We start from the raw sequence: 12,817 nt of genomic DNA, 5'->3' as shown, positions 1-12,817 counted from the left end.
GGCCGTGTCAGTCAAAGTACATGTGAATGACACACCGCTATCGCGAGCAGGCTCACTCCCACAGGGGTGAGTGGTGGTTCAATACCCGCGATTGAAATCCACTTCCCCGCGCAACGCCTCGCCCGCCTGATACGCCCGCAGGTTTTCGACAAACAACTGCACCATCATCGACGGCGATGTCGGCGCGGAACTGTGGCCGGTCAGCAGTAATCCCCAGGCCGTCCAGAACGGATGGCGCTGCGGCAACGGCTCCTGACGGCACACGTCAATCACCGCCCCCGCCAGATGCCCTTCCTTCAGCGCTTCAACCAGGTCCGCGTCGACCACCGCCACGCCGCGTCCGACATTGATGAACAACCCCGTCGGCTTGAATTGCTTGAACAGCGCGGCATCGTAAATGTCGTGGGTGTCCGCCGTGTTGGGCAGCAGGTTGACCACGAAATCCATTTCACCGACCAGACGCGGCAGATCCGCCAGCGAACCGACTTCGACAAACGGTGCCTGCTCGCGAGCGCTGCTGGCGATTCCGTACAACTCGACGCCAAACGGTACGAGGAATTTCGCAACGGTCTGTCCGATGTCACCGGTACCGACAATCAACACCTTGCGCCCCGCCAGGCTCTGGCCATGGCGACTGTCCCACTTGCGCTCGACCTGGCTGACCAGCCGCGCCAGCACTTCACGCTCGTGCCCGAGCATGTACGTGAGCACGTATTCGGCCATGACCTGCCCGAAGATCCCCACCGCGCGGGACAAACGATAGTGTCGCGGCAAACCGTCGGCCAGCAGCGGCGTGATGCCCGCCCAGGTCGATTGCAGCCATTGCGGCTGGTGGCCCTGACGCAACAGCGTCGCCAACAGATCAGGCTGACCGAGCCAGACCGGGCAATCGGCGGCCTGGGCGGCCAATTCAGCAGAGTCGCCGCTGGTCAGCACTTCCAGATCGGGTGCAGCCTCGCGCAACAACCGGGCGTACACGGGGTGGTCGTGTTCAGCAATCAGAACGCGCATGCTTCAAACCTTTCCAAAACGGAGCGGACGACCGCCGGTGGAGTATCGCTCCATCGATGCGGTCATCGCCAAAATCAATCAGTGTTTCATCGCGGCCCTGAACCGAGCCTGTCTGGCGCTTACATCGGGTCGTTGCGACGCAGCAACTCTTCCGGCAAGTGCTCGATGTACTCGTCTTCAGCCGGCGGCATTTGCAGGTGATAACCCTGCTTATCGAGGTTTTCCAGCACGACCGTGATGTCTTCGCGCGACAGTTTGCGCTCGGGGCTCAGCACCAGGTCAAAGGCATGGATAGCTTTGCCGAAGGCGGCCATCAGCGTTTCCGGGACGCGCTCCAGAGCATCGCTCTTGAGCACATACAGGTACATTTCGTTTCTCTTGGTGCTGCGGTAAATAGAGCAAATACGTTTCAAGGCTGTTCTCCGGCGGTAGCCAGGCTGTCGAGCAGCGCCTGGCCCATCAACTCGCGGCGCCAGCCACGCAGCGAATCAGGCAATTGGTAGGGACCATTGGGGAAGCCGCTCTTGAGCAGCGCTTCCAGGGTTTTCTTGCGCAGCATCAGTTCCGGCGCAATGCTCAGGCGCTCGGCCTCAGCCTGGCCGATGGCTTTCATTTGCTTGAGCAACACGGCGGCGTCCACCGGCAATGGCTCCGGCACGGCTGGCGGCCATTGATCAGGCGACACACTGCCAGAGCGCTTGATCAGATCAAGCAGAAACTCACCGTCCTGACGCACGGTACGCGGGTGCATGTCTTCGATTTTCGCCAATGCGCCAAGGTTGTCCGGCTGCGTGCGCGCCAGCGGCCACAGCGAATGCTCGCGGATAATGCGGTTGCGCGGCAGGTCACGGGCGCGGGCTTCTTTCTCGCGCCAGGCGCAGAGCTCACGCAATACGACGAGTTGGGCGCGGGACAGCTTCCAGGCCAGCTTGGCGTCGCGATAGACCTCGTAAGGGTCGATCTCGCGGCGCAGGTTGGCCACCAGTTCGGCGCCGTCTTCCAGGACCCAGGCGTACTTATCGTCCGAAAGCTTCGGGCGCAACTGTACGAAAACTTCCGCCAAGTGCACGGCATCTTCGGCGGCATAGCTGATTTGGGTCTCGGACAGCGGACGTTGCAACCAGTCGGAACGGGTTTCGCCCTTGGGCAGGTCGATGCCGAGCACTTCCTGCACCAACCGCGAGTAACCCATGGAGAAACCCAGGTTCAGGTAAGCGGCGGCCAGTTGCGTATCGAACAACGACGCCGGCAGGCTGCCGGTCAGGCGCAGCAAGACTTCGAGGTCTTCGCTGCACGCATGCACGACTTTGACCACGGCGGGATTTTCCAGCAACGCGGCCAGGGGCTTCCAGTCATTAATGGTCAGCGGATCAATCAGGTAAGCGCGTTGGCCGTCACCGATCTGCAGCAGGCCGGCAATCGGGTAGAAGGTGTCGACCCGCATGAATTCGGTGTCGAGGGCAACGAATGGCAGCTGTTGCCACTCGGTACAAAACCGACCGAGGCTATCGTTGTCGCGAATCCAGTGAATATCGATGGCCACACGGCTCTCCCTTGAAGAATGGCGCGCAGTATATATCGCCCCCGGCGATTTCCGCGCATCCACTGAACAAGAGGCTCAGCAAAAATGCCTGGTTTTCAGAAGAATAGTCCGTTGAGCTTGGATTAACTTGCCTTGCGACGCTGGTAACGCGAGTTTGTTTGAAGGTCACGTGAAAGCGCTGACGCCTCATTTGTCAGCCAATACGCCATCGATCACCGCCCCCCGACACCCGGCAAACATGTCCAGACTCTGGTTGTAGACCTTACTGTTGACCTCCAGCAGCCCCAGCACCGAATGAAACAGGTTGTCCTGGCTCAAGGGTTTTTCACGACTCAATTGCAGGCAATGGGTGTCCACAGAGAACGATTTTTGATAGCTGTCGGAGAACCAGGCCAGCATCGCCACATGTTTCTGTTGCTCCGGTGCCAACATGTAAGGCGTGCCATGGAGGAACAGGTTGTATTCGCCCAAGGATTCTCCGTGGTCCGACAGATAAAGCATGGCTGTATCGACCTTTTCCTGATTATTGCGCAGTAAATCGATCAGGGTCGACAACACATGATCGGTATACACCAGCGTATTGTCATAGCCGTTAATAATACTTTCGCGACTGCAATTGTTCAGCGCGTTGCTTTCACAGACAGGAGTAAAGCGTTCGTACTCTTTCGGGTAACGCTTGAAATACTCCGGACCGTGACTGCCCATCTGATGCAATACCAGCACAGTGTCTTTATCCAGAGTGTCGATAAAGTGCTGCAGCCCTTGCAGCAGAATTTCGTCGCGGCATTCACTGTTGGCGCACAGACCCGGGTCTTTGAGATTACTCACGTCCTGAAGGGTGACGCGATCGCAGGTGCCTTTGCAGCCGGACTGATTGTCCCGCCAGATCACATCCAGTCCGGCATGCTTGAGCACATCCAACAAACCTTCTTCGTTCTTTGCCTTGCTCGCGCTGTAATCCTTGCGGCCCATGTTGGAGAACATGCAAGGAACCGATACAGCGGTTTCAGTGCCACACGAGGTCACATCGGTAAAAGCGATCAGCCCAGATTCTTTATCAAGTTTTGGCGTGGTATCACGGTCATAGCCGAGGATGCCAAAGTTCTCCGCGCGGGCACTTTCGCCTACCACCAGGACCGTCAGGGATTTACGACCATGGGTTTGCCAGCCTGGGTTTAACTGAGCGTCTTCGCCGATTTTCACAAACGGTTGCTGCGCTGACGCCACCCGCTCACCCAAATACCTGACCGTTGCGCCAATGTAATTGCTTGGCACCACCATCAAACGCAACTCATGATGATTGCGAAACAGCGAAGCAAGACCTTGGTAGTTAATCAGTGCAACGCCACCAATGACGGCGGCGGACACTAACGTCACTAACCCTTTACTCAGCAACTCGCGATGCCAGCGACGATAAACAACCGGCGTTCTCCACAACAACAACGATGGCAGGACGCCGAGAAAAACAACATAGACAAACAATTGGACTGATACCAAGTCACGCACTTCCGTGGCATTGGTCTCTGCAAAGTTACGCAACATACCAGCGTCGATCAGAACGCCATATTGGCCCATAAAGTAAGCCACGCCAGCACTGATCATGAAAAGCAGCGTCAGGACGGGCTTCAGCAACGGCCGAAAAGCCAGCAGCGTCAATAGAATATTGAACGCTGCAAAAATCATCACCCCGAACGCCACGAACAGAGTGATACCTTTGCTATCTGGCGTGGCGATATCGAAAAGATGCCCCCAGAGTACAGAGTTGAATGCAATTAATAAAAAAGCACTGGCACTCAGCGTCACCCATTCCGGGCGCACGGCTTTAAACTTCAACATGATGATTCGCTGTCCCTGAAAAGGAATGACTGCGGTAAATGTGAAAATTCCATTCACCCAGACAACACTAATTTTAAGCAGCCAACCATCAATTTTTTGTGAAAAATAAGATAACGATTAGTTCACGTCAGCCATTAAGCCAAACCTGCCAAGTATTTGAGAATTGTTCAGCTTTTGTTCAGATCTGACTTAAATAACCTGCGTTTGATCGCTCGCGACCGCCCTCTGAATGTCAGCACTATTTAATTTCCAGATTCCCTCTCGGACTTTCTGATTTGCGGCCTTCAGGCTTGGCGCGCCTAATCGGGACTGGCGCTACACCTGCCCCAATCACTGACTTCGGAATCACCTATGAAAACCACCGGTTTCGCCGCCGCCCACGTTGGCATGCTGCTTTGGGCCTTGCTGGTCGCCGCTTCGTTTTCTGCGGCGGCACAGGTCAGCCAGGCCATCGACCCGATCTTGCTGACCGGATTACGACTGCTGCTGTGCGCCACGGTGTTTTTGCCGCTGCTGTTGCTCAAAGGCGATATCGCCATGACCGCCCGCGGATTGCTCGGGCACTGCGCACTCGGTTTGCTGCTGGCGCTGTATTTCGGTTCGCTGTTCGAGGCGCTGCGCTATACCTCGGCGGTCAACACCGGAACCCTGTTTACGCTCGTACCATTGCTGACCCTGCTTTTCGAAGCCGTGCTGACGCCTGACAGCAGCCTGAAGCAACGGATCTTGCCCATGCTGATTGCCGCTACCGGGGCCGCGCTACTGATCATGAAGGGCAACGGTCCAGACGAACTGCCATCGCTGTACGCATTGACGGTGTATGGCATCGGCTGCCTGGCGATGGCGTTCTATGCGCCGCTTAGCCAACGACTCAAAGGAAGTAGCCTCAAGGGCCGAGGACCGGTGGCGATGACGTTCTGGAACATGTTGTTCGGCGCATTGTTTCTGCTGGTGTTCTGTGGGTTCAGCGGCGGTTGGCGCTCGGCGTCATTGCTGACTGCCCATGATTTTTTCTGGCTGATCTATCTGGCGCTGTTTGCGACGCTGGCGACCTTCTGGTTGCTGCACCGTGCAATCGGTGTGATCGCCCCCTCTTCAGTGATTTCCTACATTTACCTGAGCACGCTGCTCATCACCCTGTTTCACTGGTTATGGGGGCGCCAGGCGCCACTGCCCTTGGAGGTTACCGGCGCCGCATTGGTGGGCATCGGCATGTTGGCACTGTTGAAATCCAGCCGCAGAACCGTGCCGGTCACGGTACAAGGCTGACACCAATACCCATGAAACGTCCCACAAGGCATTCTCCTGACTCCTCCGCTCCGCTAGGATCAATTCCCACAGCTTGCGCACGTTCTGCGCCAGTAGCACTGCGAGACAGAATGGATGCTGAACAGTAATTTGCTCAGAAAGCTCGATATGCAGGACCTCATGGTGTTCGTCGCCGTGTTCGAGCGAAACAACGTAACCGATGTATCCGAGCGGCTTTGCGTCAGCCAGTCCACGGTGAGTTATTGCCTGAAAAAACTGCGCAACTGCTTTGAGGACGAACTGTTCATCAATTCCCGCGCAGGTATGCAGCCGACGGACAAGGCCGGCACGATGTACCCTCACATTCTGAAGGTCCTCGACAGCATCAACCAATGTCACGCAGGCTCGCCGATGTTCGACCCGTCCTTGCAATCGGTGACGTTCAATCTCTGTGCACCGGAATACTTCGAACAGTTAATCCTGCCGCACTTGTTGAAACGTTTTGCGCTCGCCGATCTTCCGGTGACGGTCAACATGCACAAGTTTGAAGCCGAGATTCCTGTCGACGCCTTGCGCGATGGCAGTCTTGATCTGGTGATTTGCTTCGGCCCGAATTTTCATCGTGACCACGCAGGCCTCAATTCACGGACACTGCTCAAGGACGATCTGGTATGTGTCTTCGACAAACACGCTACACCGCTGGAGCCACGTTTAAACCTGCCGGCCTACGTCGAGCGTCGACATGTGTTTCCGACACCCTGGACGTCCGCCACCAACATGGTCGATGGCTGGCTCGCGCAACAGGGCAAAAAACGTCAAATCGTCGCGCGCGCCAACAGCTACAGCGCAGCGCTCAAGATGATCGCCGGCACTGACTTCATCCTGACCTTGCCTCGGCGCATCCAGCAGTTACTTGCCGCCGAAGCGGCATTCAATCACTGCGAAGCACCCGATGGCTTGCCGGGGTTCAGCCTCGAACTGCAGTGGAGCCAACACCTTGATCAGGACGGCGCCAATCGGTGGCTACGCGAACAAGTGATCCTGGCCTGTACGGAACAGGAAGTCGCCTGAGTCTCAGTTGTTAATGGCCGTCTTGCTGTAGGACTCGCGATCGATATCGAGTATCTCCACACATAGCTGGACTTCGATACCTGCTGGCCATTCGCACAGGTCCTGCACTACAGCCAGTAAGCTTTCCGACAACTGCTGTTTGATCTGCGCGGAACGGCCGCTCAACAGCGACAGCTTCACATGCACAAACGCCCGCTCCGCCAAAGCCGTTCCGACCTTGAATGTCTCGACCTTCACTGCACGACTCTTGATGTCGAACTCGGCACCGAATTGACCAGAAGCCACCAGCGTATTGTTCAGCCGCATCAACGCTACGTCGGCATTCAGATCAGGCAAGTTGGCGGTGTATTCCATGTGCAGGTGAGGCATGACATTGATCCTGATGGTGGGTGGAAAGATCCTACATATATCACGCTGTCGCCCTGCTCACTCAGGCAGGGGCAACACAGCGCGCTCGCTCATGAACGCTTCCAGGCGCGCACGCAGCCAGCGCTCGGCCGGGTCGGTGTCGACATGACTGAGCCAGACCATGGACAAGTCCAGGGTCGGCGTCTTGAACGGAAACGGCTCCTTGAACAATTGACCGGAGACGGCCATCGCCTCAGCGGTGTAGTCCGGCAGGCTGGCAATCAGATCGGTCCCGGCCAGCAGGGCCGGCAACGAACTGTATTGCGGAACAGAGAGCACCACCTGACGTGTACGACCGATCTCCGCCAGCCACTCATCGGCGTAGCCACTGACGTTGGCGGTATGGGATACCAGCACATGCGGACGCGAGCAATATTCGTCGAGGGTCAGCGGCATGTCGGAGGCGTCGGCCCGTAAAATGCTGGGCTGGATGTGTCGCAATAACTTGCGTTTGGCATTGGCCGGCAGACCGCGGGTCTGGCTGATGCCCACCGTGATATCGCCGGACGCCAACAAGTCGGGGATCCGCCAGTAATCGACATGCTGCACCACAAACACCACGCTTGGCGCCTCCTGGCGCAATGCACGCAGCAAGGGTGGCAAGAGGCCAAACTCGACGTCGTCGGACAGCCCGATACGAAAGGTCATGGTGCTGCTGGCGGGATCGAAATCATGGGTCAGGCTCAAGGCCACCGACAGCGAGTCCAACGCGGGAGACAGATGTCGAATGATCTCTTCCGCTCGCGCTGTCGGCTCCATGCGATGCCCGACCCGAATGAACAAGGGGTCATTGAACATCGCCCGCAAACGGTTGAGCGCAGAGCTGATGGTCGGCTGACCGAGAAACAGCTTTTCCGCCACCCGAGTCACGTTACGCTCAAGCATCAGCGTTTCGAACACCACCATCAGGTTGATATCAGCCTTGCGTAGCTCGTTACGATTCATCCACTGCCCCCGTCCCTAAGTCTGCCGACAGTTTAGGTAGTGGATGCAACTGGCGTCTATTCACAACCCTGAGATCTGTTGAAACGAAGCTGCTCTGAGCGAGCAGCTTCACCACACACCATCAGACTTCCTTGGTTGGCGTCTGATCGTGCGTACCCTTGATCAAACTGATGGCGTGCACGCAATCAGCCTTGTTGACATAGGCCTCGCCACTGGCCACCGTTTCATGATTGCCCGCCCTCAAGCGCCAGCGCCACTGACCCCTGCCAGTCTGTAGAGTCCCTCGGATCTGCCTGTAGATTTCAAAATACATCGTTCGCTCCTTGCGATGGCTGGTAACTGCAGATCAGTGATCTGCGGATGCCAGAGTAAATGAAGTTTTTTTACAGCGATAAACTGCAATGTCAGCGAATATTGCGAGAAAGCCCCTCAAACTTGCGAGACAGACAAAAGTTTAAAAGATGGGAAATATGGAGACGTCGCCAAGTAACTTTTCACTCGAACAATTTCACTCCCCTACACAACTGTAATGCTTGACGCCCTCGTCAGACTATGGACAGCCTTTGACAACCCCAACAACTTGTTTGAGCAGGCGTATAGTGTGCACCGCGTACCCCAGCGCGGCAAAGAAAAACAGATATGCCCCATCCACCCCCACCTTCGCCCACAGCAATGATGAGAAAATACAAAAAAGCACAACCATACCCAAAGGCAAAACCACCATCCACTTTAAGCGGCGTCTTGAATTTATAATCCCGGTCAAATAAATCGCCAAACTGTAAACCGGCATAACAAACAAAGTCCCGACGGCCGTAACAACCAGCAAAAAAATAGCAGCCGGACCATCATTTCCGGAATCATTGCCCTGACTATGCCAAAAAAATGTCAGCCACGGAATCAAGGCAACCACGTTAAATAGCAGAACAGAGACAATGAAACCTTCCTCAATTAAACGCTTTTCCGCTCCGGGCATGATTTTCTCGATCAAATTCAGAATATAACTTCCTGGATCACCTTCGTATGGAGATCGGTAACTCTCCCTGAATGATCACCCGATAAGGCTTACCTTTTTTTATGTTATCCAAGAGCCTCCCACCAGAAGGAAAAGACAGGTGAAACCGCATTAATACCGAGTACTGGCAAAAATACCATTAGCCATGAACCCTCCATGGATTTGAATAGATGATTAGCCCGCCAATCATTGACGAGTTGATGCTAGGTAATCATTCAGATCGATACACAGCAATACGAAACAGCGCAGGAAGATGTAGGACACCTCCTAAAAAAATGCAGTCAATCGATAAGTTGTGGGAGGCGAAATCGGCCTACGAGGATGGTGATGGTCTTCGCCTCCTGATCAAACCCAACGGGAAGAAATATTGGGTACTGCTGTTCCAGCTTGTGGGGAAACGCAGAGAAATGGGCTTGGGCACCTACCCCGCAGTCGGCTTAAAGGAGGCTCGGCAAAACAGCAGCGATAAGCGACGTTTATTGCGGGACGGCATTGACCCGTTGCAGGCGCGTGATGATGAGCGCACAGCACAGCAGGCTGCTGAACACCATCGCATACAGAAATCCGTAACGATCCAAGACGTAGCCAACGATTACATAGAGGCCCATCGTGCCGGTTGGAAAAACGTCAAACATGCTCAACAGTGGACGAATACACTGACTACTTACGCCGCCCCCATTATCGGTGAGCTAGCTGCGCATACTCCAACACCACGTCCAGCGGATGACGCAGTTGCCTGTCGGTTAAGCGCTTTACCTGGCTGCGGCAGGAATAACCCGTCGCCAGCGCTTCGCCCTTTTCATCCAACTTGCCAGCCCATGACTGCTCGAAAATGGTCCGCGAGGTGTTCTGATTCCGCGCCTCATGGCCGTAGGTGCCGGACATGCCACAGCAGCCGGTCGCCTCTGTCACCAGCTTGAGCCCAAGCCGGGCAAATACGGCTTCCCATTGCGAAGTACTGGCCGGGACATTGGTCTTCTCAGTGCAGTGCGCCAACAAACGGAATGTCTGGGTAGCGGGAGGCGAGTTTGCGGGCAACACATCGAACAGCCACTCCTGCGGGAGCAAGACTTTCGGGCAATCATTGAGTCCTGGTACTTTCTGATATTCCTGGCGGTAGACCAGCGTCATCGCCGGGTCCAATCCCACCAGTGCTACGCCGCAGTCGGCGAGTGCCTTGAGTTGATTGCCATTGCGGATCGCCGCCTTGGCGAACGCCCCGAGAAAACCCTGCACGTGCAAAGGCTTGCCGTTGGGGCTATAGGGCGCCAGAAACACCTGATAACCCAATTGATGAGCCAACTGGATGAAGCTCGCCAGCAACGGCGTTTCGAAGTAACGGGTGAAAGCGTCCTGCACCAACACCACGCTGCGCTCACGTTGTGCCTCGGTCAGTTCGCGCAGAGCTGGCACGCTGGCGACCGCGACGTTGCAGCGGGTCAAAGTGGCCTGCAAGTCATGCCGGTGGATCAGTGGGCTGTCGAGCATGCCGACTTGTCGCTCAAGAAGGCGGCTCACCCATTTCGAGCCCATCACTGCGTTGTACAGGCCCGGCGCGTAAGCCATGTATGGAATCGTGAACTCCAGCGAGCCGATCAGGTAGTCACGCAGAGGACGTTGATAGCGACCGTGGTACAGCTCCAGAAAACGCGAACGGAACTCCGGGACGTTGACTTTGACCGGGCATTGTCCCGCGCAGGATTTGCAGGCCAGGCAGCCCGCCATCGCGTCATAGACTTCATGCGAGAAGTCCGACTCGCCGTGCGAGCGCGCCAGGTTATTGCGCAACCTCGTCGGCAACCCGCTCAACCATGACCACTTGCCCCGGGCCGCTTGCAATACATCGATATTGGCCGCGCCTTGCAAACGCAACCATTCGCGAATCAACGAGGCCCTTCCCTTCGGCGAGTGCTGCCGCTCACGTGTAGCTTTCCACGACGGACACATCGCATCGTTGGGGTCGTAGTTGTAGCAGGCGCCATTACCGTTGCAGTGCATCGCGGTGCCAAAGCTTTGCCAGACACGCTCATCAATCTGCCGATCCAAATCACCCCGCAGCGAAACTTCGTTAACCTTGAGCAAACCTTGGGCAGCATCTGGGGGTGTGCAGATCTTCCCGGGGTTGAACTGATTGTGTGGGTCGAACGCACCCTTGAGCGATTGCAACGCCGGGTACAGCTCACCAAAAAACCCGGGAACGTATTCCGAGCGTAAACCTTTGCCGTGCTCGCCCCACAGCAGCCCCCCGTAACGTTTTGTCAGCTCGGCCACAGCATCGGAAATCGGTTTGACGAGTGCGGCCTGGGCCGGGTCTTTCATGTCCAGCGCCGGGCGCACATGCAACACGCCGGCATCGACGTGACCGAACATGCCATAGCTCAGGCCATAACTATCGAGCAATGCACGAAACTCGGCGATGTAGTCGGCCAGTTTTTCCGGCGGCACGGCGGTGTCTTCAACAAAAGGCTGTGGCCGAATCTCGCCTTCGACGTTACCCAACAGTCCGACCGATCGCTTGCGCATGGTGTAGACGCGGGACACGGCTTCGGCGCCTTCCGCCAACGTGTGGCCCAGCCGCTCAATCGTCGTGTCGGCCTTCAGATGCGCCACGAACGACTCTACGTGAGCGTTCACTTGCGTCACGTCGTCACCGCTGAACTCCACCAGATTGATGCCCAGCGTCGGGCGCTCGGCGTCCGTCGGAAAATACTCGGCGACGCTATGCCAGACGATGTCTTTCATCGCCAGCAGCAACACCCTGGAGTCCACTGTTTCGATGGACAACGGCTTGTGCACCAACAACGCATTGGCATCGCGCAGCGCATCCATGAAGCTGCCGTAACGCACGTTCACCAGCACTGAGTATTTTGGAATTGGCAGCACGTTGAGCTTGGCTTCGACAATGTAGCCCAATGACCCTTCCGCACCGCAGAGCACGCTGTTGAGGTTGAAACGCCCTTGCTCATTGCGCAGGTGCGCCAGGTCATAACCGGTCAGACAACGGTTGAGCTTGGGAAACACCGCCTCGATCAGGTCGGTCTGGGTCTCATGAATACTGCGCGCCACCCGATACACATGGCCGATACGGCCGGGCTGCGTGCAAGCCGCCTCCAGTTCCGCATCTGACAGCGGATGGCTGTGCAAGCGCTCACCACCGAGCAGCACGCTATGCAATTCCAGAACGTGATCACGGGTCTTGCCATAGGTGCAACTGCCCTGGCCGCTGGCGTCGGTGTTGATCATGCCGCCGACGGTGGCACGGTTGGACGTCGACAACTCCGGCGCGAAGAACAGCCCGTGAGGCTTGAGCGCGGCATTGAGCTGGTCTTTGACCACGCCCGCCTGCACCCGCACCCAGCGCTCGGCGACGTTGATTTCGAGGATGGTGTTCATGTGCCGCGACAGATCGACCACGATGCCATCGGTCAATGACTGCCCGTTGGTGCCGGTGCCACCACCGCGCGGGGTCAGCTTGATCTGGCGAAAGCGTCGCTCGGCCATCAAGGTCGCGATGCGTACGATGTCATCCACATCCAAGGGGAACACCGCCGCTTGCGGAAGACGCTGATAAATCGAGTTATCGGTCGCCAGCACGGTGCGGGTGGCGTAGTCAGCGCTGAGCTGACCGCGAAAGCCGCTGGCACGCAGGGCTTGCAGAAATTCCGGGTACTGTGCCGCGAGTGCAACGGTAGGCAACTGAGCGATCATCGCAGGCGGGTCTCTTGTTGGTCTATTCACGGAAA

Annotated in this window: 12 protein-coding genes and 1 pseudogene; 3 read left to right on the top strand and 10 right to left on the bottom strand. The window is 56.6% G+C overall.

Annotated elements, in window-relative coordinates:
- Positions 1-78 precede the first annotated feature (78 nt).
- The 4 genes from QYH43_RS21680 to QYH43_RS21665 all read right to left on the bottom strand — a co-directional run bounded on the left by QYH43_RS21680 (position 79) and on the right by QYH43_RS21665 (position 4,390).
- On the bottom strand, positions 79-1,011 hold the full coding sequence (locus QYH43_RS21680) for a D-2-hydroxyacid dehydrogenase (RefSeq protein ID WP_095060626.1): 933 nt from the start codon (positions 1,009-1,011) through the stop codon (positions 79-81).
- Between the two features lie 119 nt (positions 1,012-1,130).
- Positions 1,131-1,424, bottom strand: coding sequence for a YcgL domain-containing protein (locus QYH43_RS21675; RefSeq protein ID WP_053155806.1), 294 nt, complete (start codon positions 1,422-1,424; stop codon positions 1,131-1,133).
- Positions 1,421-2,554 carry a ribonuclease D gene (gene rnd, locus QYH43_RS21670; protein WP_095060622.1) on the bottom strand — a complete coding sequence of 378 codons (1,134 nt, stop codon included), beginning with the start codon at positions 2,552-2,554 and terminating at the stop codon, positions 1,421-1,423. Before rnd ends, QYH43_RS21675 begins: the two co-directional genes overlap by 4 nt.
- 186 nt (positions 2,555-2,740) lie before the next feature.
- The gene (locus QYH43_RS21665) at positions 2,741-4,390 is read right to left on the bottom strand and encodes a phosphoethanolamine transferase (protein WP_301158057.1); all 1,650 of its coding nucleotides are present in this window, start codon (positions 4,388-4,390) and stop codon (positions 2,741-2,743) included.
- A 351-nt stretch (positions 4,391-4,741) separates the two neighbouring features.
- Here QYH43_RS21665 and QYH43_RS21660 point away from each other — a divergent pair, with 351 nt between their 5' ends.
- On the top strand, positions 4,742-5,659 hold the full coding sequence (locus QYH43_RS21660) for a DMT family transporter (protein WP_301158056.1): 918 nt from the start codon (positions 4,742-4,744) through the stop codon (positions 5,657-5,659).
- Between the two features lie 114 nt (positions 5,660-5,773).
- A complete protein-coding gene (locus QYH43_RS21655) occupies positions 5,774-6,709 on the top strand; it encodes a LysR family transcriptional regulator (RefSeq protein WP_301158055.1) in 936 nt (311 codons plus the stop codon).
- 3 nt (positions 6,710-6,712) lie between these two features.
- Here the strand turns inward: QYH43_RS21655 and QYH43_RS21650 are convergent, their stop codons facing one another.
- From QYH43_RS21650 to QYH43_RS21635, 4 genes are all read right to left on the bottom strand, one after another.
- Positions 6,713-7,078, bottom strand: a complete 366-nt coding sequence (locus tag QYH43_RS21650) for a 5-carboxymethyl-2-hydroxymuconate Delta-isomerase (RefSeq protein ID WP_301158054.1) — start codon at positions 7,076-7,078, stop codon at positions 6,713-6,715.
- Between the two features lie 57 nt (positions 7,079-7,135).
- The gene (locus QYH43_RS21645; RefSeq protein WP_095060612.1) at positions 7,136-8,062 is read right to left on the bottom strand and encodes a LysR family transcriptional regulator; all 927 of its coding nucleotides are present in this window, start codon (positions 8,060-8,062) and stop codon (positions 7,136-7,138) included.
- A gap of 121 nt (positions 8,063-8,183) precedes the next feature.
- The gene (locus QYH43_RS21640; RefSeq protein WP_095060610.1) at positions 8,184-8,375 is read right to left on the bottom strand and encodes a DUF1508 domain-containing protein; all 192 of its coding nucleotides are present in this window, start codon (positions 8,373-8,375) and stop codon (positions 8,184-8,186) included.
- Between the two features lie 237 nt (positions 8,376-8,612).
- Positions 8,613-9,050 (bottom strand): hypothetical protein, encoded by a 438-nt coding sequence (locus QYH43_RS21635; RefSeq protein WP_301158053.1) that lies wholly within the window; start codon positions 9,048-9,050, stop codon positions 8,613-8,615.
- Between the two features lie 194 nt (positions 9,051-9,244).
- Here QYH43_RS21635 and QYH43_RS26935 point away from each other — a divergent pair.
- Positions 9,245-9,532, top strand: a pseudogene (locus tag QYH43_RS26935) (Arm DNA-binding domain-containing protein); the annotation flags it as partial.
- Positions 9,533-9,550: 18 nt separating this feature from the next.
- Here QYH43_RS26935 and QYH43_RS21625 read toward each other — a convergent pair.
- Positions 9,551-9,709, bottom strand: coding sequence for a hypothetical protein (locus tag QYH43_RS21625; RefSeq protein ID WP_256580383.1), 159 nt, complete (start codon positions 9,707-9,709; stop codon positions 9,551-9,553).
- Between the two features lie 43 nt (positions 9,710-9,752).
- On the bottom strand, positions 9,753-12,782 hold the full coding sequence (locus tag QYH43_RS21620) for an FAD-binding and (Fe-S)-binding domain-containing protein (RefSeq protein WP_301158052.1): 3,030 nt from the start codon (positions 12,780-12,782) through the stop codon (positions 9,753-9,755).
- Positions 12,783-12,817: the final 35 nt, after the last annotated feature.

The sequence above is a fragment of the Pseudomonas sp. C32 genome (genome assembly GCF_030417915.1).
Taxonomy (GTDB): Bacteria; Pseudomonadota; Gammaproteobacteria; order Pseudomonadales; family Pseudomonadaceae; genus Aquipseudomonas.
This window is presented reverse-complemented; position numbering and strand designations above follow the sequence as displayed.

Excerpts from the sequence above, each read along its gene's own strand:
- QYH43_RS21645 (WP_095060612.1), bottom strand. The coding sequence starts at position 8,062 with ATGAATCGTAACGAGCTACGCAAGGCTGATATCAACCTGATGGTGGTG.
- QYH43_RS21660 (WP_301158056.1), top strand. The coding sequence starts at position 4,742 with ATGAAAACCACCGGTTTCGCCGCCGCCCACGTTGGCATGCTGCTTTGG.
- QYH43_RS21665 (WP_301158057.1), bottom strand. The coding sequence starts at position 4,390 with ATGTTGAAGTTTAAAGCCGTGCGCCCGGAATGGGTGACGCTGAGTGCC.
- QYH43_RS21650 (WP_301158054.1), bottom strand. The coding sequence starts at position 7,078 with ATGCCTCACCTGCACATGGAATACACCGCCAACTTGCCTGATCTGAAT.
- QYH43_RS21640 (WP_095060610.1), bottom strand. The coding sequence starts at position 8,375 with ATGTATTTTGAAATCTACAGGCAGATCCGAGGGACTCTACAGACTGGC.
- QYH43_RS21625 (WP_256580383.1), bottom strand. The coding sequence starts at position 9,709 with ATGTTTGACGTTTTTCCAACCGGCACGATGGGCCTCTATGTAATCGTT.
- QYH43_RS21655 (WP_301158055.1), top strand. The coding sequence starts at position 5,774 with ATGCTGAACAGTAATTTGCTCAGAAAGCTCGATATGCAGGACCTCATG.
- QYH43_RS21620 (WP_301158052.1), bottom strand. The coding sequence starts at position 12,782 with ATGATCGCTCAGTTGCCTACCGTTGCACTCGCGGCACAGTACCCGGAA.
- QYH43_RS21680 (WP_095060626.1), bottom strand. The coding sequence starts at position 1,011 with ATGCGCGTTCTGATTGCTGAACACGACCACCCCGTGTACGCCCGGTTG.